The organism is Frateuria soli (assembly GCF_021117385.1).
In the GTDB taxonomy this organism is placed as follows: domain Bacteria; phylum Pseudomonadota; class Gammaproteobacteria; order Xanthomonadales; family Rhodanobacteraceae; genus Frateuria_A; species Frateuria_A soli.
This window is the reverse complement of sequence record NZ_CP088252.1, coordinates 823,691-844,278: the sequence shown is the minus strand read 5'-3', so window position 1 is coordinate 844,278 and position 20,588 is coordinate 823,691. Positions and strand designations below refer to the sequence as shown.

The window sequence follows — 20,588 nt, the reverse complement described above, 5'->3', positions numbered from 1 at the left end:
CAGGGGGACGAGCCCAGGCTTGCCGCGCCCCGCACCCTCCCCTGCACGCAGGGGGAGGAGCCCGGTTGGGGAGGGGGCCCGCTTTTTCGGCGGCAAGCTCTGGCTGCTCTGCTGTCTGGTCGCGCTGCTTGCCCTCGCCCAGCCGGCCCACGCCGGCGTCGCCAATGCCCCGGGCGCGAACCTGGAAGTCTCGCTGATCACCTATGGCCCGGGTGAAACCTACTGGGAACGCTTCGGCCACGACGCCATCGAGTTGCGCGACACGGTCAGCGGCGAGGCGTACAACTTCAACTACGGCGTGTTCGATTTCGACGAGAGCGGCTTCCTGCTCAACTTCGCGCGCGGCCGCATGCACTACCTGATGGATGCCGCGCCCACCAGGCTTGACGTGGACTGGTATGTCCGGGCGGGCCGTTCGGTCACCCGCCAGCGGCTGGACTTCACCCCGGAGCAAGCCTCCGCGCTGCGCGATTTCCTGCTCTGGAACCTGCGCCCGGAGAACGCGCGCTACGACTACGACTACTACGTCGACAACTGCACCACCCGCGTGCGGGATGCGCTGGACCGCGCGCTCGGCGGCGTGATCGAGGCGCAGCTCACCGCCCGTCCGGGCGGCATGACCTACCGCGAGCAGACCGTCCGCCTGATGAGCGCCCAGCCTTGGCTGATGCTGCTGCTGGACCTCGGACTCGGCCCATACGCCGACCGGCCGCTCAACGCGTGGCAGGAGAGCTTCCTGCCGTCCGTTCTTTCGCAGCAGGTGGCCAGCGTGCGCCTCGCCGGCCCGCAAGGCACGCGTCCACTGGTGACCACCACCGAGCTGGTTGCACCCAACCGGCTGGACACTCCACCGGCCACCGCCCCCGACCTGCGACTGCCGCTCGCCCTGGCCGGCCTGGCGCTGGCCGTCGTTCTGCTGCTCGCGCGCCGCTTCTGGCCCCCCGGCTTCACCCTGCTCGGCGCGCTCTACCTGCTGTTCGCCGGAGTGGCAGGTATCGGCCTGCTCATCCTGTGGCTGCTGACCACCCACCACGCCGCCTGGGCCAACGCCAACCTGCTGCTGTTCAACCCGCTCGCACTGATCCTGTTGCCGTCCACTTGGCGCGCCAGGCGGGGCCTGCCCGCCTCGCGCCTGGCCGATATCGTGCTCCTGCTGCAGTTGTTCGCCCTGCTGGCCGCCGTGCTGCTGCACCTGCTTCCCGGCACCGTCCAGCAGAACCAGCCCTGGCTGCTGTTCGCGATGCCGGTGTGGCTGGCGATGGCCTGGGCGCTGCGCCGAGGCAGGCACCACCCACTGTAGAAGCGCCTTGGGCGCGACCGGACCAGGCCCTCCATCACGGCCGGGCCCGCGACGCTGCAGCAACCAGGCCGTTGCCTCATGCCCTACCGCCGCGCATGATGCGGCGATGACTTCGTCCAGCTCGCCCGCACCCGCGTCGCCCTCGACCCAGCAAGGCATGGTGGTCAACTGCATCGCCTACCGCCGCGACGGCTCGCGCATCGGCGACGTCACGCTCGATGCGATCAGCGACGTGTTGCAGGAGCCGGACACCTTCGTCTGGGTCGGACTGCACGAACCGGACGCTCCCCTGCTGCTGAAGCTGCAGGAGGAGTTCGACCTGCATGACCTGGCGGTGGAGGATGCGCACAAGGCGCACCAGCGCACCAAGCTGGAGGCCTATGGCGACTCGCTGTTCCTGGTGGTGCAGACCGCGCAACTGGTGGACGGCACTCTCGCGTTCGGCGAAACGCAGATCTTCTTCGGCGAACGCTACCTGGTCACCGTCCGCCATGGCGCCTCGTTGTCCTACGCACCGGCGCGCCGCAGCTGCGAGCAGGCGCGCGAGCTGATGCAGAACGGGCCGAGCTACGGGCTCTATGGCGTGCTGGACTTCATCGTGGACAACATGCTCCCGATCGTCCGCGACTTCCGCGAGGAACTGCACCGGCTCGAGGCCGACATCTTCGCCGAGACCTTCAAGCGCAGTACGGTGCGCCATCTGTACGAGATGCAGCGCGACCTGACCACGCTGCGCCTGGCCGTCGCGCCGCTGCAGGACATCACCAACCAGCTGGTGCGCATGCACCCGCAACTGATCCCGGACGACCTGCGGCCCTACTTCCGCGACGTCTACGACCACGTGTTCCGTGTCAACGAGTCGATCAGCGCCATGCGCGAGATGCTCGCCGCAGCGATCAACGTGAACCTCTCGCTGGTCACCTTCGGCCAGAACGAGGTCATGAAGCGCCTCGCCGGCTACGCCGCACTGCTGGCCGCACCGACCCTGATCACCAGTTGGTACGGCATGAACTTCACCCACATGCCCGAACTGGACAAGCCGTGGGCGTATCCGCTGGTGATCGTGATGGTGGCGGGCGTGGTGGGCGGGATCTACACCTGGCTGAAGCGGGTCAAGTGGCTTTAGGCCGACTGTAAGAGCGCACCCTGTGCGCGACCCGCTACAGCACCGAAGGCCGACGCCAGGTCGCGCACAGGGTGCGCTCCTACAGTGAAGCTGGAGCTTGCGCCCTTACGCACGTCAATAGGCTCGTCCATGAACTTCACCTACATGCTCGAGCTGGACCAACCGTGGTCGTATGCGCTGGTCATCACGTGGTGGCGGGTGTGGTGGGAGGGATCTATACCTGGCTGAAGCGCGTCAAGTGGCTCTAGGCCCTCTGTAGAAGCGCACCCTGTGCGCGACCCGCTACAGCCTCAGGGGTCGACGCCCGGTCGCGCACAGGGTGCCCTCCTACAGTGAAGCTGGAGCTTGCGCGCTTACGCACGTCAATAGACCCATCCAAGCTTGGCGAATGCATGCAGGGCCCGGTCACAACGCACTACGCAAAGGCCGCGTTTCACGCCCGGGCCAGGTTTATTTGCTCACCACTGTGACGCAGCAACGCAAGCCGCTGTTCAGCGATATCACCCTCGCCAGGGTGGCAAGCAACTGCATCGCGCATGCGAGTTGCTGGGGCGATGCGCGCCTTCTCTGCTGGGTACTCATGCCGAACCACTGGCACGGGCTGGGGAGCTGGGCGACCGCGACAATCTGTCGTTGCTCGTTAACCGCATGAAGGCACTCACGACCAAGCGGCTGCGTTTCGCATGTGGGGGCGCCAGCATCTGGGCTAGAGGATTTCACGATCGCGCTCTGCGACGTGACGAAGACCTGCGAACGGCTGCCCGCTACATCGTCGCCAACCCACTGCGCGCGGGGCTGGTCGCACATGTATGCGATTACCCCTATTGGAACTGCATCTGGTTGTAGGAGCGCACCCTGTGCGCGACCGCAAGCTTCAAGCACGCCGCTCCGCCCGGTCGCGCACAGGGTGCGCTCCTACAAAAAAGCGGCGGCCCTTGGTCGCCGCTTCCAGAACTCAGTGGCTGGCGGTATCGCCGCCATCCCCCGACGTCCACCGCTTCAACCAGGCATTCACCGTCTCATGCCACATCACGCTGTTCTGCGGCTTGAGCACCCAGTGGTTTTCTTCCGGGAAGGTGAGGAACTCGCTCGGGATGCCCTGGCGCTGCAGCGCGGTGAAGGCGCCCAGGCCCTGGGTGATCGGGATGCGGAAATCGTTGCCGCTGTGCACCACCAGCATCGGCACGCGCCAGTCCTTGACGTGGTTGATCGGGTTGAAACGCTCGTAGTTCTCCGGATGCTCGAACTGCGTGCCGCCGTTCTCCTTCTCCTCGAACCACAGCTCCTCGGTGGCGTAGTACATCATCCGCGCATCGAACACGCCGTCGTGGTCGACGAAGCACTTCCATGGCTGGTTCCACACGCCCGCCATCCAGTAGACCATGTAGCCGCCGTAGCTGGCGCCCAGCGCGCAGGCGTTGTCGCCGTCGAGGAAGCTGTACTTGTCCAGCGCGGCCTTCCAGCCGGCCTTGAGGTCCTCCAGCGGCTTGCCACCCCAGTCGCCCGAGATCGAATCGGTGAACGCCTGGCCGTAGCCGGTCGAGCCATGGAAGTTCACGGTCACCACCGCAAAGCCCTGCCCCGCGTAGGTCTGCGGGTTCCAGCGATAGCTCCAGCCGTTGCTCATCGCGCCCTGCGGGCCGCCATGGATGATGAAGGCAACGGGGTATTTCTGCCCGCGCTTGTAACCCGCGGGCTTGACCACGTAGCCCTGCACCGGCTCGTCGTTCCAGCCCTTGAAGGTGAAGAACTCGAAGTCCCCCATCTTCGCGTTCTGGAGCCGCTCGGCGTTGTAGTGGGTGACCTGCTTGAGGCCGCGCCCGTTGGCGTCGGTCAGGTACAGGTCGACCGGATGCTTGAGGTCGTCGCGCGCCAGCAGCAGCTTGCCGTTCTGGAGCGAGTAGCCGCCCACCGAACCCTCGCCCACCAGCTTGGTGACCTTGCCGCTGGCCGCATCGATGGCGAACAGCGGGTGCTGACCCTGGTCGTCGGCGGTGGCGTAGAGCGTCTTGCCGTCGTCGGCGACCGCGAGCGCGCCGGCGGAGCGATCCCACTGCGGGTCGACCTCGCGCGTGGTGCCACGCTCAAGGTCCATCGCCATGATCGCGAAGCGGTCCGCCTCGAAGCCGGGCTCCTTCATCGCCAGGTAGTACAGCGTCCTGCCGTCCGGCGAGGGCACCGGATAGGCGTCCCACGCCTTGTTCGTCGCGGTCAGGTTCTGCGGCGCGACCGAGCCATCGGCCGGCACGCGGTAGAGATCGAAGTTGGTCGACCACGGCTCGCTGGTGCCGGCGATGCGCACGTCGAAATACACCGTGCGGCCGTCCGGCGAAAAAGCGAACTCGCTCTCGTCGCCGAACGGCTTGCTCGGGATGTCGCCGTCGATACCGCGGCTGAGCAGGGTCGGCTCGGCCGGCAGCATGCCCTGGTCGTCGAAGTGGCCGATGAACAACTGGTTGCGCCGACCGTTCGCCCACGTGTCCCAGTGACGCACGAACAGCTTGTCGTAGACGGTGCCGGTGGCCTTGTTCTTCTCGCGGCCGTCGATGCGCTCCTTGGTACAGGCAAGGTCTGCGCAGTCGGTATAGACCTCGTAGGAAAGCAGCACGCTCCTGCCATCGGGCGAAAGCTTGTAGCCGCCCAGGTCCAGCGCGCCGCGGCTGACCTGCACCGCGGCCTTGTGCCCGGCCAGGTCCAGCGTGTCGCCCGTGCCCAGATCCACCCGCCACAGCTGCGAGATACCGTCGGCCGCCGCCACGTAGTAGAGGCTGTGCCCGTCGGACGCCCAGCGCGCCGAACCGCCCTTGTCCACCACCTTGACCGGCTCGCCGCCCTTCTTCAGGTCCAGCACGTAGATCGCGTTGACGCCCTTGTTGGCCGCGTAGTCCGTGCTGCGCACGCCGAACGCCGCGTAACGACCATCGGGCGAGAGCTGCGGGTCGCTGACCCGGTCCATCATCACCAGGTCGCGCACGTTGAACGGGTGCGGGGCGTGGGTTTCCAGGTCGACGGCCAGCGCCGGTGTGGCGAGCAGGCCCAGTGCAAGCGCGGCAAACAGCGGCTTCATGGGATTTCCCTTGGTTGAAGGCGTAACCAGCAACTTAAGCGGGTGCGCGAGGAGACGCAACCGATGCGTGTCTTCGCCGGTACCATTCACGCGCCCCGGCTCGCCAAAAGACCCGCGAAGCACCATGTCCTTGCTCGATACACGCGTACGCCACTGGACGTGGCCCGCCCTGCTCGTGCTGATAACGGCGCTCTCGCTGGGAGTGCGTCTGCACTACGTCGTACACGCCCAGGTGCTCCAGCCGGTGGATGATCAGCAACACGTGCGGGCAGATGGCGTGGAGTATTACGCCTACGCACGCAACCTCGCGCGCCATCGTGTCTTTTCGATGGCGCCGGAAACCGGCACGCCCCCTCCTCCGGACAGTTTCAGGGATCCGGGCTATCCGTTGTTCCTCGCCGCATGGATGAAAGCCTGGCCCGACTGGGACCACTGGTATGCCGCCGTACTTTTGAGCCAGGCCATACTGAGCGGGTTGGCCGTGCCGTTGGGCATGTTCATGGCACGGCGCTGGATGCCGCTGCCGTGGCTCGCCGCCGCGGGGCTCCTGATGGCGCTGTGGCCACACAGCGTTGCGATCAACAGCTTAATCCTGAGCGAGTCCTGGGTCGGATTCCTCGCGGTGGCCGGTCTTACATGGACCGGTTGGGGGCTGGACAAGGGCAGCGTGCCACACGCCATCGGTGGAACCGCCGTCCTGACCATGGCCGCACTCAGCAACGCGGTGCTCATCCCCCTGGTCCCCTTGGGGGTCTGCTGGCTGCTCGCCTGCCGCCGGATCAATCGACGCACGGCACTGGGGCTGCTCATCTTCCCTGTGTTGTTCTGTGGCGCCTGGCACGTGCGGGGGGCGCTGTTGCCACCGTCGCCTTCGTCGAGCGGACGGGCGCTGATCAATCTCGACCAGGGGTCGTGGCCCAACTATCACGCCGCCTACCGCGGCGCTTCCCGGCACGACCCGAACGCGGCCGCCGCACTGGCGGCGATCGACCGCGAAACGACCCTGCTGCAACGGGAACCGTTGCAGGGGTTGGAGGCGATCCTGGGCCGCATGGCGCGAAAGCCACTTCACTATGCCGCCTGGTACGCGAGCAAGCCCTGGCTCTTCTGGGGGTGGGACATCCGGATGGGACAGGGCGACATCTATGTCTACCCCACACGCCACTCCCCCTTTCTCGAAAACGCTGCGCTCAGGGCACTCGCGGCGGTTTGCAAGGCCCTGAATCCATTCCTGTTCGCCACACTGGCGGTCAGCTGGTTAGCCATGTTGATCCGTCGCAGCGACATCCCGCCTTCCCTGCAGTTGGTCGGAGTGCTCACGATCTACGTCACGTTCGTATATACGGTGCTGCAGGCAGAGCCCCGGTATTCGACCCCTTTTCGACCGATGGAGATCCTGCTGGCACTCTGGGTCACCTGGCTGGCCTGCCGGGCGGTGGCGCGATACCGCGCCCGGGCAAGCGGGCTCGACCGTGCGTGACGGCAATCACAACTCGCCCATGACTGATCACCGTGAGAGCCTGATTGGTATAAAACCTGCCTCGCTCGGACGACCAACAGGGGACTTCCATGCGAACGCTTCGACGTACCAGTGGCTTTACGCTGATCGAGTTGATGATCGTGATTGCGATCATCGCCATCCTTGCTGCCATCGCGATACCGGCGTACCAGGACTACGTGATTCGTGCCCAGGTGTCCGAAGGACTGAGTTTGTCCACGGGCCCCAAAGCGGCCGTCTGGGATTTCATTTCCAATACGGGCCGGTTTCCGCCTAACAACACGTCGGCGGGCCTGGCGAGCGCCGCCTCGATCAAAGGGAGTTATGTCTCGAGCGTCGATGTCACCGGGGGCAAGATCGACGTGGGCTTCCAAGGTCCCAAGGCCAACGTCCAGATACACAGCGCCGAGCTCGTCCTGTCGCCGATCACCTATGCCGGCAGCATCGCCTGGACCTGCAGCGGATCCGGGACGACCCTGCCGGGCAAGTACCTGCCCGCGTCGTGCCGCCGTTGACGACCAGAGACGCATCCTTGACAAACTTTGACACTAGGTGCCGCTTTTAGACAGGCCCGCCGGATGCCAGCCGCGTCACGGTTCTTCAACCGGACGCTACGGCAAACACACGGGTTGTAGACATTCGTGACGACGTGCACAATCGCCCGGCCTGCAGCTATGCGGCAATAAAGAAGCAGTGGGCGTGGCACGCAAACTGCTTCGTACACCGCGAGCTTCCTGGTCGTTCCTGACCGCGTACGTGGGGTCCGATTCCGCCTAGGGGGATCCGGGACCGGGGCTCAGGGGGCATCAAACGGTTAGCTAACCAGCAAAACGAGGAACCACCATGAAGAAGACCATCCAGAAGGGCTTCACCCTCATCGAACTGATGATCGTGATCGCCATCATCGCCATCCTGGCGGCCATCGCGATCCCGGCCTACCAGGATTACGTGATCCGCACGCAGGTCTCCGAAGGCATGTCGCTCGCCGACGGCGCCAAGACCGCCGTGGCCGAGTTCTACACCAACACCGGTCGTCTGCCTGGCAACAATGAGTCGGCTGGTCTCTCCAGCGCCGGGAGCATCAACGGCCAGTACGTCAGCCAGATCGGCGTCGGTTCTGATGGTGACGGTACGGACGGCGTGATCGAGGCCCAGTACGACGGTCCGAAGGCGAATACCGCGATCAAGGGTGCCGACGGCACTCTCGTCCTCTCTCCCATCACCCACGCTGGTTCGGTGGAATGGCACTGCAAGGGCGACGGCACCAAGGTCAAGGACAAGTACCTGCCAGCTTCCTGCCGTCAGTAAATTGCCTGACCCGTGTATGATCAAGAAGGGCCGCCATGCGGCCCTTCTTTTTTGGTACTTTGAAGAATGACGCGAAATACCCGCCTGGCCACGTGGCTCATGCTGTGTTGCATGGCATGCCTTACCGCACTCGCCTACCACCCGGGCCTGCACGGCGGGTTCCTCTTCGACGATTTCGCAAACCTTCCTGCGCTGGGCGAAACCGGTCCCATTAACCGATGGGAGACCTTTGTCCGCTATGTAACCTCGGGTACCGCCGATCCGACCGGGCGACCGATTGCCCTGCTCTCGTTCCTGCTGGATGCGCGCAACTGGCCGGCAGACCCCTATCCGTTCAAGCGGACGAACCTGCTCGTTCACCTGTTGAATGGCGTTCTGCTGTTTCTGCTGCTGCGCCGATTGGGCGCTGCCGCCACGGCGCAACCGGAACAGGACCGCAGACGCCTCGACGCGGCGGCGGTCCTGGGCGCCGGTTTCTGGATGGCGCACCCGCTCTTCGTCTCGACAACGCTCTACATCGTGCAGCGCGAGGCCATGTTGCCGGCCACGTTCACACTCCTCGGACTACTGGCCTGGTTGCACGGCCGAAAGAGAATGAGGGAGCGTGCTCTGTGGCAGGGACTGGTCTGGATCGTCACGGGCTTGGGCGCCTGCACGATGCTGGCCGTACTCAGCAAGGCCAACGGTATCCTCCTGCCGGTCCTTGCGCTCACGCTCGAATTTGCGTTTCTGCACCCTTGCGACCGTGCCGCCCACCGGGCAAATGCACCGTCCAGTTACAGGCGCGCCATGCTGCTGTTCGGCTGGCTGCCCACGCTGGCAATCGTCGCGTATCTGTTGCACGCAGGATGGCACGGCCTGACGGTCGGCATTTCCGACGCGCGCCAATGGACGCTGGGGCAGCGGTTGCTCACCGAGCCGCGGGTGCTTCTCACCTACCTGCACATGCTCTGGCTGCCAACGCCTTTCACTGCCGGCCTGTTCAATGACCAGGTCAAGGCGTCCACCTCCTTGCTGCATCCGTGGACCACGCTGCCTTCGCTCCTGGCCATCGCTGCGTTGATCGCCTTTGCGTGGAAAGGTCGCAACCGCTGGCCGGCGGTCGCGGCAGCCGTCTTGTTCTTCTTTGTCGGACAGTCGATCGAGTCCAGCACCATCGCCCTGGAACTCTTCTTCGAGCATCGAAACTACCTGCCTGCACTGCTGATGTTCTGGCCGCTTGCGTTATGGTTGTGCGGCTGCAATCTGATGACGAGGCAATCCACCGAGCAGTCGGCGCACACGTCCTGGCACCGTTCCAAGCTAGTCTTGGCAGCCGTCTGCCTGGCTACCCTGCTGACCATGACATGGTCCCGGGCAAGCCTTTGGGGCAATACCCATGACCAAGCGTTGCTATGGGCCCGCCTGAATCCGTCTTCAGCACGGGCGCAGGCTTTTGCGGCACAGGCGGAGATGAGTGCAGGCCATCCGCGCTTGGCCATTCGGCGACTTGAGCCTGCGCTGCGGCTCGCACCCGACCAAGTACAACTTGCGTTGAACTTGGTGGCTGCCCGATGCGCCGCAGGCAACCTCAACGCAACTAGCCTCACATCGGCCGAGCAAGCCTTGGCCACCACCCGTGACACCGGCACCCTGCTCACCAACTGGTTCGATCGAGCGATCAACGAGGCTACCTTCGGTAAATGCCCGGCCATCGGCTTGGCGGAGATCAAACGTCTGCTGCTAGCCGCCCGGCAGAACCCGCGACTGGTCGGTAACCCGGGGCGTCAGCAGGATATCGACTACCTGCTCGGTCGCCTCGCGATCAAGCAAGGAGAGCCCGAGCAGGCGCTGACGTTGTTCGACGCCGGACTGCGGCAGCAACCCCGCGAAAGCCTTGCACTCAGCCAGGCGGCTGAGCTGGGCTCGGCAGGATTTCCGGCACAGGGGCTCGCTCACCTGGCCTATTTCCAGTCCCTTCCACCTCCGCCCAAAGCATCCGGCTGGAGCATGGCGCGCCTCCACGCCTATGTATTGGCCCGTCAGGACTACTGGCCGCGGGAATTGGCACGTCTGCGGGATACACTACAAAAAGACCTCAAAGACAGCTACGCGCCTCCCGGATGAGCCATTTCTCACGCCTTCGCGGCCACAGCTCATGGCTGATGGTGATCGCACTCGTCCTTTGCACCGCGGTCTACTGGCCCGGCCTTTCCGGCGGCTGGCTGTTCGATGATTACCCCAATATCGTGGACAACCGCGGTGTCCAACCGTCCGATGCAAGCATCTCCAGCCTTGCGCGCGCGGCGCTGTCGTCGCCGGCCAGCGATTTCAAACGGCCGCTGGCCTCGTTGAGCTTCGCTGCCAACTACCTCACCGCAGGCCTCGACCCTTACTGGATGAAGCTGACCAACCTGCTTATCCACTTGCTAAACGGACTGCTGGTGTTCCTGCTCGCACGACGCCTGCTGGATGCCATTGAAGCGTCAGCAAAAGCGAAAGCAGCAAGCAGCGGAGTTCGGCAGCACGAGCGCAATGGCCTGTTGGCTGTACTCATTGCCACTGCGTGGATGGTGCTGCCAATCAACCTGACCGGCGTGCTCTATGTGGTACAGCGCATGGAGAGCATGGCCAACGCCTTTGTACTGCTCGGCCTGCTGGGTTACATCGGTGGACGTGAACGCATGCTCGCCGGCCGTGGCGGCCTAGTCCTGTGTGCGCTCAGCGTGATTGCACCCACCGCGCTCGGCTTGCTGGCAAAGGAAACGGCGGTGATGCTGCCGCTATACGCCTTCATGGTCGAATGGAGCGTGTTCGGCTTTCACCGGGCCGCCGCATCGCGGAACCGAGACGCACGCGTGCTGGCGCTTTTCACCTTGACGTTGCTGCTGCCAATGCTCGCGGGGTTGACGCTAGTCGTACCCCATGTGCTCTCGCCCGCAGCCTTTTCGACTCGTGATTTCACGCTTGGCCAGCGCCTGTTGAGCGAGGCACGGATCGTCGCCGGTTACATCGACTGGACCCTGCTGCCAACACCTGATGCGCTTTCCTTCTACCACGACGATTTCCACGTCTCGACCTCCCTCCTAAGCCCTTGGACCACGCTGGTTAGCCTTCTCGCGCTAGCTGCGCTGGCCTGGCTCGTTTTTGCATTGCGGCAACGACGCCCATTGGTGTCGCTTGGCTTGGCCTTCTTTCTCGGTTGCCACCTGTTAACCGGAACCATCCTCCCGTTGGAACTGATCTACGAGCATCGCAACTACTTCGCCAGCCTCGGCCTACTGCTTGCCGTCGTTCCAGCACTGGCCTCGCCGCGCCATGCGGACAAATCCTCCGCTGCCACCCACCAACGCCCTTTACCCATGGCCTTACCGCGCTATGTCGCGCTGACCGGCCTGATGCTGTTCTGGATCGCTAGCACCGCCTTGACCGCCTACGCCTGGGGCAATCCGTTGCGCTTGGCCGCGGAGCTCGCGGGACGCGCTCCCGAATCACCCCGCGCGCAGTACGAATTGGGCCGCATATACGTCATCTACTCTCATTATGATCGCGACTCGCCATTCACTCGGTTGGCTTACGCGCCGCTGGAGCGGGCAATGCAGCTGCCGAACAGCTCGATACTTCCCGAACAAGCGCTGATCTTTATGAATGCGCGCATGGGCCTGCCGCTTAAGGACGCCTGGTGGGACAGCCTTATCGCCAAGCTGAAAGCCCGCCCGCCCGGCGTGCAGGATGAAAGTTCGTTGGGTACGCTTACTCAATGCGCACGCGAAGGTGCCTGCCGCTTGCCCAAAGGGCGCATGGTAGCCGCCTTCCTCGCTGCGCTGTCACATCCGAATCCCAGCCCCCGGCTGTTGGCCACATACAGCGATTATGCGTGGAATATCCTCGATGACCGCGCGCTTGCATTGCGGGTGATCGAGCAGGCGATCAGCGCTGGGCCCATGGAACCGGCCTATCGCATCACCGCCGTACGCATGCTTCTCGCAAGTGGGCAGTTTGAGCAGGCGCGACAAGCGCTCCAGAAGCTCGAGGCCCTCAATTTCGCGGGGCGTCTGGACGGCAGTATCGCCGAGCTTCGCTCTAGGTTGCCATCCTCTTGACCGGCAACATGTTTGACGGCAAACCTAGATAGCACATTTTCCTGAAGGAACACGCCCGGCAGTTCCGGCCGCTAGCCGTCATAGGCAGGAGGTCGCCTGCCAAGAAGGTGCAATGCATCGCCGAGGCATGCTGCACAGTTGACACGTCGCGCCGCACCCGATAAGGGGGGGGGGCTCACTAATTCGCAGCGCGCGCGAACAGCATCAGGTCCTCCTCGGGATTGACACCGTAGAGGTCTGGATCAATCCCGGACAAAACTGCCGCGTGCGACATCGGCAGTGCGTTCAGTCCGCTCTTTCCAATGCGTGCGTATACATCGCGGCCGAACAGACGTACATGGTCTTCCTGCCCATATAACTGGAGCCGAGCATCCGACGACTGAACGCCCGGATCATCAAGTGTTGCCGCAAGGCCACGGCACCACGGGGTCTGCAGGATCGCGATGCCTCCTGGTGCAAGCACGCGGGCGATTTCGCTTGTTGCGCTGTCCAGGTCACCGACATGCTCCAGTACATGATTCGCGATTACGACGTCGAACGTCCCATTCTTGAAGGGGATCGCTTCAAGGTTGATGCGTTGGATCCCCTGGCGCGCCGGATACAGATCCGCTAACACGTGCAAAGCTGGCTGCATCGTGGCGATCCATGCCATCAGCGGTGCTTCCGGCGCGAAATGCAAAATACGTGCGCCGCTCAGCCGCTCGGCGATGCCGCAACGTTCGAAGTAAAGGCGCAGGTGGCGATCGCGATCGTTAGCGCCACAGCGCGGACAAGCAAAATGGTCGAGATCACTCCCCACCATGTGCAGCGCACGCATCAAAGGTGGCGCGGCGGCCGAGCCACCGCGCCAGGGCAGGAAGGCCGGAACACGATGTCCACATACCACGCAGTGGTGCCAAACGCCCAAAAGCGCTCGCGCGCCGCCAACGCCCATCGCGCGAGCCGAAGCCCACCACCCGAGCAGCCTGCGATTCATCGCGTCCTCCTCATGGAAAATACACGCCCCGCTTGCGCGAGACCACCGAGCGCAAGGCGCGCCACGGCGCTAGCGCCGCCTGGGCGATGCGCCAGCGGAAGCCGGCCTGCAGGTCCGGCATCGCGCCGATTTTGTCGGTGAAGTAACGCAGATCAGTGAAGTCGCGCGCGATGAACGCCTGGACCAGGGCTTTTCCCCAAACGCACCCCGCCGCGCGGCGCACGGCTTCAGCAGACGCGCCCGTGTCGAGCGCTTCGCGGAAAGCGTCGATCTGGCCATCGATCACGGCACGCGGCATTGTCTTGATCATCGAACCTGGCGTCCTCCAGCGGTGCACGACGAGGAGCTGGTCAACATAAGCAAGCGCGCCGCGGGCGGCGAGGCGTACGTGCAGGCGGTAATCGATCCAAGGCGGGGCTATCCCCAGCACGGCATCGCGCACTTCGGCGCGATAGAGGAGCGAACTGTGGTTGAGGAAGTTGCCCCGGCGAAGCAGCTCAGAGAGATCGATCCTAGAAGGAACTCCCGAATTGAAGATTCCAAGCGGGCGATCGTCATGTGCAACGAGCTCTGCGTTTGTATAAACCGCAACGACGCTCGGCGAACGTTCCAATATGACACACTGCGCGCGCAGCTTGCCTGGCCGCCATTCATCGTCACCGTCGAGGTGAGCGATTGCTAGGCCCTTCGCGCGCGCGACCAGCGATTCCAGATTACCAGTCGGACCGAGGTTTCTGGAATGGAACACCGGCACTACGCGTGCGTCGCGTGACGCTACATCGATAATGATGTCGCGCGTGCCGTCAGCGGAGCCGTCATCGCCGACGAGGACTTCGATTTCCCCAGCGAAATCCTGCGCAAGTACCGATTCGAGGCACCGGCGAATAAAAGGCGCATGCTGAAAGGTCGTCACGCAGACGCTGACGGCGGGTGCGTATTCAACCTGCATGTTCGCCTACCCACGTCTTCACCACTTCCCGAGCATCTGGATCCATCGCAACGGCTGCAGCGAAGGTCACACCCGTGCCGAATGCGAGCGCAAGGATGCCCCACACCCAACCACCCGGCAGCGCACGAGCGAGGTAAATCGCCGCGGCACCGACGATAAGACCCGCAATCAGCGTCGGCAATAGATGGCGCGACATCCAGCGCCAATGTCCGCAAGGTAGAAAACGCGCATGTACGAACGGCAGCCAAACGAGCGCAAATGCCCAGTTGACCCAAGCGAACGTGACCGCGGTGCGGACTGCATCGCCACCGGTTGCCGACCACGCGACGAGCGGCACCTGCACGAGCATCTGCAACGCCGTGCCGGCTGCATGCATGCGTATTACCCCTCGTGCGTTCTGCAGCTGGTAGGCTATGGCCAGCAACGCGGCGCCCGCATTGCCGATGCCGTACAGCCAGGCGATCCTCATAGGGTCGATACCGTCGACCGAGACCTGCAATGATGGCACCAACATCCTTGCGCCGATCGCGATCGCGACGACGACCGAGCAAGCCGTCGCCACCGTCAACGTCGTCGCGATGCCGTACAACGCGCTGAGTTTGGCCTCTTCTTGTCCCGCGACATGGCGCGTCATGCGCGGCAGCACCGCGCCATGAATGGCCCCCACCGCAAGGAGGGTCACGGAGGCGACGTGCACCCCGAGCGAATACGCACCATAACCGCGCATCGCAAGGCTTTCGGCAAGCAACGCCTTGTCGACCTGGGAGGTGAGCAACCACATGGCCGATAACCCAGCGATACCGAAGGCGAAACGCACGTGGCGCGAAAGCTCTATACGCGTCACCGGGATTGGTTCGGCCGTCAGCACACGGCGCAACGCTGAGTGGTACGCGACGTACTCCGCGATGGAAATCGGCACCTGCAGAAAAAAAAAGCCTGCGACCCCGGTGCCCGTCACCATAGCGAATGCCAATGCGCCGAACGTACGCGTTACGGCAGCGGCCGCTTGCACCGCATTAGCGCGCGGCTGCAATTCAAGCGCCATTAGGGAGGCGCGCCCAAGTCCGGCCACCAAGCGAATAGCCAGCGCGCCTACCATCCACCAGAACGCGAGGCGCACGGTTTCGAACGGCATGGCGGAATCGCCCACCCAGTGCTGGGCTGCGGGGCCGGCGCCGAACGCCGCGATAAGGGCAAATAGCGCCGCCATCCCGACCACCGGGCGGACTGCCGCCTGCACCAACGTGCGCACCTCTCCCAATGAGCGCTCGCGATGCCACGCAACCGCACGGGCGAGCCCCGCCGTGATGCCAGCGTCGAACAGCGGCATCAGCGTCTGCAGCAACACGTACACACCGACCAGCCCATACGCGCCCGGCCCCATCCAGCGATAGATCAGTGGCGCCGAGAGCACGGCCGCCGCCGCGGCTACTGCCGTGCCCGCGAGATTCGCGACTAGGTTGTCGCGCAGGCGCGTCCGCCCGATCACGTGCCTTCTTCACCGGCCAACTTGCGCTCGAGTTCGAGCAAAGTGCGCCTGCGCTCGCCGATGCGCCTCGCCGGCGTGCCTGCATAGATACCGAACGGCTCACAGGAAGAGCGCACGAGCGACAACGCGCCGATCGCGACACCTTCGCCAATTTCGACACCAGGAAGGACCACGCTGCCGCTGCCGATGATCACATGGCGCCCGATGGAGACGTCGGCATGCCGGACGGCCGTGTAGGGCTGCGGCACCATTGGGTTCGTCATCGTCTCGCCCGAGTAATCGTCATTGCTCGAGTAAATCGACACGCGCGACGAGATGTTCGCGAAATCGTGTATCCGGATCCGTCCGCAGCCAATCAAACTGGAATACACGGCAATGTGGATACGATCTCCAATTTCGATACCGCCCTCGCCTGCGCTGAGCACGCAGAAGTCGTCGATGCGAACGTGGCTGCCCAGGAGGATGCGTTCCGCACCATAAAAGGATGCCTTGCGCGAAACCCGCACGTCATCGCCAAAGCGCAAAAAACCTGCTTCGCGCAGTTCGTCGCGAGTCAGATGCGAGCTCATGCGCCCGCACGCCTCACGCAATTGATGACGCGACTCTGGTCAGCTTCGGACAGCTCGGGATAGATCGGCAGGCAGATCACGGAGTCGGCGACCTGATGCGCGACCGGCAGGCCCGCCTTCGCCGCGGAAGGACGGCCACGATACATGGGGAAATCGCTGATTAGCGGATAGAAATAACGGCGGCCGTGGATGCCCGTTTCGCTTAACTTCTCGTAGAGTGCGTCGCGCTCGATCGGATAATCGCGGCCAACGAAGATTGGGTAGTAACTAAAATTAGGAACGTAGCGATTGAGTGCGCCGAGCACCTTGATGCCTGCCACGTCGGCAAATGCAACGTCGTAACGCTTTGCAACTTCGCTGCGTCGACGTATGCACTCATCGATGTACCGCAACTGCAATAGGCCCAGCGCCGCTTGAAATTCGCTCATTTTGCCGTTGATGCCCGACGCGACCACGGTCGTCTCGCCGGCGAAACCAAAATTCTTCAAGTAGTCAATGCGCTGTTTCGTCTGCGCATCACGCGAGATGATCGCGCCCCCCTCGAAGGTGTTGAATACCTTGGTAGCGTGGAAACTCAACACGGAGAGATCACCGTAATCCGCTAGGGAACGGCCGTCGTATTTCGCGCCGAAACCGTGGGCCGCATCATAGATAATACGTAGCCCATAAGTATCGGCGATCCGCTGCAGGCCAACGGTATCGGCCGGGCGGCCGTAGACGTGCACTGGCATGATCGCAGTCGTGCGGGGCGTGATGGCCGCTTCGACACGCGCAGGATCGAGTGTCAGCGTGTGCGGATCGATGTCGGCGAACACCGGCTCGATGCCGTTCCACAGCAACGAGTGTCCGGTGGCGACGAACGAGTACGGAGTGGTGATCACCTCGCCGGTGATACGGAGGCACTGCAGTGCCGTCACCAGCGCAACGGTCGCGTTGGTGAAAAGTGACACGTACGGCACGCGCAGGTATTTCGCCAACGCCTCCTCAAATTCGCGATGAAATGCTGCCCCGTTCGTGAGTTCGCGCGTGGACCAGATGCGCTCTAGCGAAGGCAACAGCTCATCGAGCGGCGGCAAGAACGGTCGTGTTACGTAGATAGTCTCGTCAGTCACTTGATTTTCCCGTGCGCTCTGCTCGCCAGCCATCCGCTACGCCCTGCAACATCGCTCTGGTCTGCTGCGCACGCGCCGAGTCGAACAGAGCGTGCACACAGAACGTCACCAGCAGCTTCACTACCGCCCATGTCTTGAAGACCCTAGGAACATAGGGGCGATGCATCAGACGCACCGCGTTCCGAAATAAATAACGGTGGCGTAATGGCGAACGATACGGCCACACGCGCCATCCCCACCACCAGAATCGCCAGGTTTTCTCGCCCATACGATGCCCGAAGGCGACGTCGGGCGCACCGTACAGGCCGAAGCCAGCCGCCAGCACGCGAAAGGCCCATTCGGTATCAACGTGATCGATGAAAAGGTCGTCCTCCAGCCCCCCCAGCGCGACCAGGATCGCGCTTGGAACAAGGGTTCCGCTTCCATTCAGGTTCACGCAAGGCACTGGAGGAGCGCCGCGAGGAGGCCACACACGGACCCAACGCCAGCCGCGCTGCTGATGGAAGCCGTGATCCAGGCCGGTCGTAAAGTCGATCAACCGCGGCCCAATGCACGATGGCCGAGGATCCGATGTATGGAGCCGGTCGTGCGCAGCGCACAGATCGGCGACCCCCGTGACGCCTGGCTCGGTGTCTTGATCAAGGAATAACACGCGCTGGACGCCCGCACGCAAGGCATGCGCGACGCCGATGTTAGTCGCCGCGGCAAGACCGAGGTTTGCGTCATTCTCGATCAGAACCGCGCCTTCTTCAGCCACGAGCGTGCGTAGACAGACACGCAGGGGCTCGGGCGACGCATTATCGACTACGATGCGCAATGCGTCTCGCGGCAATTGGTCGAGTTGCTTGCGCAGAATCACCAGTTCCGGACGATAAGTCACGGTGACCGTTGCCAGTGATGCAGTACCAGTCATTCGGTCCATTCCCCGCGATGGCGCAACCGACCGATCATTACTGAGTCGAACGGCGGATACCAGTTGCACGTTGAGTCCGGCGATCGAGCGACGATCTTCCGCCCTAGCGTGCATGGGCCTTCAACGCCGAAGGTCACCGAGAGCCCAAGCAAGTCGCTCATTGCACCCGAGATCACTGGCAGGAACAAATTTGCCGACCGAGCTGTGCGCCGATTTCGGGCCACGTAAATCGGCGTGCAAAATCGAGACACGACGCCCGCAAATCGTCGCGGCGTGTCAACGTGGTGGTAACGGCTTCGGCCAAGGCCACGTAGTCTCCCGACATAACCAGACAACCACTGGTGCCATCCTCGACCGCATCCACCACTCCCCCTACCGCGAACGCCACCGTTGGCAGCCCATGTGCAGCAGCTTCGACGGCGACCATCCCAAATCCTTCCGGATCGTTGGCAAGCTGGCGTATCGGGAAGACGTGCACGTCCGCGGAGCTATAAGCGAGTTCAAGATCAGCTTCGTTCAGCAACCCAAGCAGGCGCACGTTGCCTTCCACGCCTGCGTGTCGCGCGGTCGCACGAATGCTTTCCGGCGACTGGCTGCCCGCAAGCAATGCATTCTTCGGCACGTCGCCGACCACTAGCAGCAATACATCCGGCTCGGCGGCGACGATACGCGGCAATGCACGTTCGATAAATTCTCGCAGTCCCTTGCGCTCGCTCAGGCGGCCGACCGAAAGCAGCACCGTTCGGTTGCCGAGCGCGTGCTCGCGGCGGAAGGCGCCGATCGCCTGTTCGTCTGGTAGCGTAGTAGGCAGTCTGACTCCTGGGTGCACGATACCGATGCGCTCCGGAACGATGCCGATGGATTGCGCGAGTGCCGCGGTCGGAGCGCTGTTGGCGACGATACGATCCATACGGCGCAAAGCTGGATACCACAGCGCTCGATAGAGCGGATGGCCGGCCGTGAGATCAAGACCATGCACATAGGCAGCCGCGCTCGCACCTACAGCACGTGCGGCAAGCAGCGCCGGCAACGCAGTGAGTCCGCTGCCCGCAAGCACCACATCAGGTTTCCACGAGCGCGCCTCGCGCAATGCACCGCGTTGTGCGGCGAACAAGAAGCGGCCGAGGGGGCGCAACGGGACTTCGCGCAACCCGACGCTCTCGGGCGCGGTGCTGCCGGCCGGCGCCACGACACGCACCTCGGCCACCTTTGCCAGTTCTTCGGCCATGTGCCAATTGAGCCGCTCCATGCCGCCGACAAGCGGGGGCAGGTTGCGCGTCACCAGCAAGATGCGCTTGCGCCGTTGGTCAATCATTCTGCCGATACGTCAACGTCGTGATCTGTTCTGAAACCAAACCGATCAGGAACACGATCACCGCCGCACTCCACAAAAGCGTGCTGCCATTTGTCAGTCGCCCGAAGTGCAGATACGTCCATAGATAGTTCACGCACCCCAGCAGAAAAAACACCACGCTCGCCGGCGCGAACAGTTTCAGCGGCGAGTACAACGTCGCGATCTTGAAGATGATCAGCAGGAACCTGAGGCCGTCGCGCAGTGGCCGGATGTGGCTCTTGCCCACACGCTGGGCCGCCTGGATCGGCACGTAGGCGACCGGGTAGGCGCTGCGGAAGAAGGCCATGGTGCTGGTGGTGGGGTAGGAAAAGCCGTTGGGCAGCAGGTACAGGAACTCGCGGAATTTCTCCGCGCGCACCGCGCGGAAGCCGGAGGTGAGGTCGAGTACCGGATGGCCGGTCATGCGCGTGGCCAGCCAGTTGTAGAGAGTATTGGCCAGCCCCCGGCCCACGCCGGCCTGGCTGCTCCAGTCGCGCGCGCCGATGGCCATGTCGTAGCCCTCCTGCAGTTTGGCCAGCAGGCGGTCGATGTCGGCCGGGTCGTGCTGGCCGTCGCCGTCCATGAAGACCAGCCATTCGCCCTGGGCCGCCCGTGCGCCGCGCTTGATCGCCGCACCGTTGCCCATCGAGTAGGGCGAGGAAAGGCAGTCGACCGCGTTGGCGGCGCAGATGGCCCGCGTGTCGTCCGTCGAGCCGTCGTCGACCACGATGATCTCCGCGTCCGGCTGCGCGGTACGCAGCGCCGGCAGCAGACGGGCAAGCGCCGCCGCTTCGTTTTTCGCGGGCAAGATGATGCTCAGGCGTTTCAAATCGGTTCCCCCGGGTATCGGGCGATCATAACGCGGC

General features: G+C 63.7%; 16 protein-coding genes. 7 read left to right on the top strand and 9 right to left on the bottom strand.

The window, feature by feature from the left end; translation table 11 throughout:
• Window positions 1-103 precede the first annotated feature (103 nt).
• Both LQ771_RS03845 and LQ771_RS03840 read left to right on the top strand, forming a co-directional pair.
• The gene (locus LQ771_RS03845; RefSeq protein WP_231351847.1) at window positions 104-1,300 is read left to right on the top strand and encodes a lipoprotein N-acyltransferase Lnb domain-containing protein; all 1,197 of its coding nucleotides are present in this window, start codon (window positions 104-106) and stop codon (window positions 1,298-1,300) included.
• 106 nt (window positions 1,301-1,406) lie between these two features.
• Entirely contained in the window at window positions 1,407-2,426 is a 1,020-nt protein-coding gene (locus tag LQ771_RS03840; RefSeq protein ID WP_231351057.1) for a magnesium and cobalt transport protein CorA, read from the top strand.
• 955 nt (window positions 2,427-3,381) lie between these two features.
• Here LQ771_RS03840 and LQ771_RS03830 read toward each other — a convergent pair.
• Window positions 3,382-5,493: a S9 family peptidase gene (locus LQ771_RS03830; protein WP_231351056.1), complete on the bottom strand. Its 2,112-nt coding sequence runs from the start codon at window positions 5,491-5,493 to the stop codon at window positions 3,382-3,384.
• Between the two features lie 124 nt (window positions 5,494-5,617).
• On the opposite strand from LQ771_RS03830, the gene LQ771_RS03825 reads away from it, so the two are divergent.
• From LQ771_RS03825 to LQ771_RS03805, 5 genes are all read left to right on the top strand, one after another.
• Window positions 5,618-6,973 carry a hypothetical protein gene (locus LQ771_RS03825; RefSeq protein ID WP_231351055.1) on the top strand — a complete coding sequence of 452 codons (1,356 nt, stop codon included), beginning with the start codon at window positions 5,618-5,620 and terminating at the stop codon, window positions 6,971-6,973.
• Between the two features lie 89 nt (window positions 6,974-7,062).
• On the top strand, window positions 7,063-7,506 hold the full coding sequence (locus tag LQ771_RS03820) for a pilin (protein WP_231351054.1): 444 nt from the start codon (window positions 7,063-7,065) through the stop codon (window positions 7,504-7,506).
• Window positions 7,507-7,834: 328 nt separating this feature from the next.
• Complete coding sequence (locus LQ771_RS03815) at window positions 7,835-8,299, top strand: pilin (RefSeq protein WP_231351053.1); 465 nt, start codon at window positions 7,835-7,837, stop codon at window positions 8,297-8,299.
• Between the two features lie 111 nt (window positions 8,300-8,410).
• Window positions 8,411-10,405 (top strand): tetratricopeptide repeat protein, encoded by a 1,995-nt coding sequence (locus LQ771_RS03810; protein WP_231351052.1) that lies wholly within the window; start codon window positions 8,411-8,413, stop codon window positions 10,403-10,405.
• A gap of 38 nt (window positions 10,406-10,443) precedes the next feature.
• Complete coding sequence (locus LQ771_RS03805) at window positions 10,444-12,381, top strand: hypothetical protein (RefSeq protein ID WP_231351051.1); 1,938 nt, start codon at window positions 10,444-10,446, stop codon at window positions 12,379-12,381.
• 178 nt (window positions 12,382-12,559) lie between these two features.
• Here LQ771_RS03805 and LQ771_RS03800 read toward each other — a convergent pair whose 3' ends face one another.
• The 8 genes from LQ771_RS03800 to LQ771_RS03765 form a co-directional block, all read right to left on the bottom strand.
• Complete coding sequence (locus LQ771_RS03800) at window positions 12,560-13,357, bottom strand: class I SAM-dependent methyltransferase (RefSeq protein WP_231351050.1); 798 nt, start codon at window positions 13,355-13,357, stop codon at window positions 12,560-12,562.
• Window positions 13,358-13,367: 10 nt separating this feature from the next.
• Window positions 13,368-14,306 carry a glycosyltransferase family 2 protein gene (locus tag LQ771_RS03795; RefSeq protein WP_231351049.1) on the bottom strand — a complete coding sequence of 313 codons (939 nt, stop codon included), beginning with the start codon at window positions 14,304-14,306 and terminating at the stop codon, window positions 13,368-13,370.
• Window positions 14,296-15,795: a lipopolysaccharide biosynthesis protein gene (locus LQ771_RS03790; protein ID WP_231351048.1), complete on the bottom strand. Its 1,500-nt coding sequence runs from the start codon at window positions 15,793-15,795 to the stop codon at window positions 14,296-14,298. The genes LQ771_RS03795 and LQ771_RS03790 overlap by 11 nt, the downstream gene beginning before the upstream one ends.
• Window positions 15,792-16,364, bottom strand: a complete 573-nt coding sequence (locus LQ771_RS03785) for an acyltransferase (protein ID WP_231351047.1) — start codon at window positions 16,362-16,364, stop codon at window positions 15,792-15,794. The genes LQ771_RS03790 and LQ771_RS03785 overlap by 4 nt, the downstream gene beginning before the upstream one ends.
• Window positions 16,361-17,476 (bottom strand): DegT/DnrJ/EryC1/StrS family aminotransferase, encoded by a 1,116-nt coding sequence (locus tag LQ771_RS03780; RefSeq protein ID WP_231351046.1) that lies wholly within the window; start codon window positions 17,474-17,476, stop codon window positions 16,361-16,363. Before LQ771_RS03780 ends, LQ771_RS03785 begins: the two co-directional genes overlap by 4 nt.
• Window positions 17,469-18,389: a glycosyltransferase gene (locus LQ771_RS03775; RefSeq protein WP_231351045.1), complete on the bottom strand. Its 921-nt coding sequence runs from the start codon at window positions 18,387-18,389 to the stop codon at window positions 17,469-17,471. The genes LQ771_RS03780 and LQ771_RS03775 overlap by 8 nt, the downstream gene beginning before the upstream one ends.
• A 172-nt stretch (window positions 18,390-18,561) precedes the next feature.
• A complete protein-coding gene (locus tag LQ771_RS03770) occupies window positions 18,562-19,704 on the bottom strand; it encodes a glycosyltransferase family 4 protein (RefSeq protein ID WP_231351044.1) in 1,143 nt (380 codons plus the stop codon).
• Window positions 19,697-20,551 carry a glycosyltransferase family 2 protein gene (locus LQ771_RS03765; protein ID WP_231351043.1) on the bottom strand — a complete coding sequence of 285 codons (855 nt, stop codon included), beginning with the start codon at window positions 20,549-20,551 and terminating at the stop codon, window positions 19,697-19,699. Before LQ771_RS03765 ends, LQ771_RS03770 begins: the two co-directional genes overlap by 8 nt.
• Window positions 20,552-20,588: the final 37 nt, after the last annotated feature.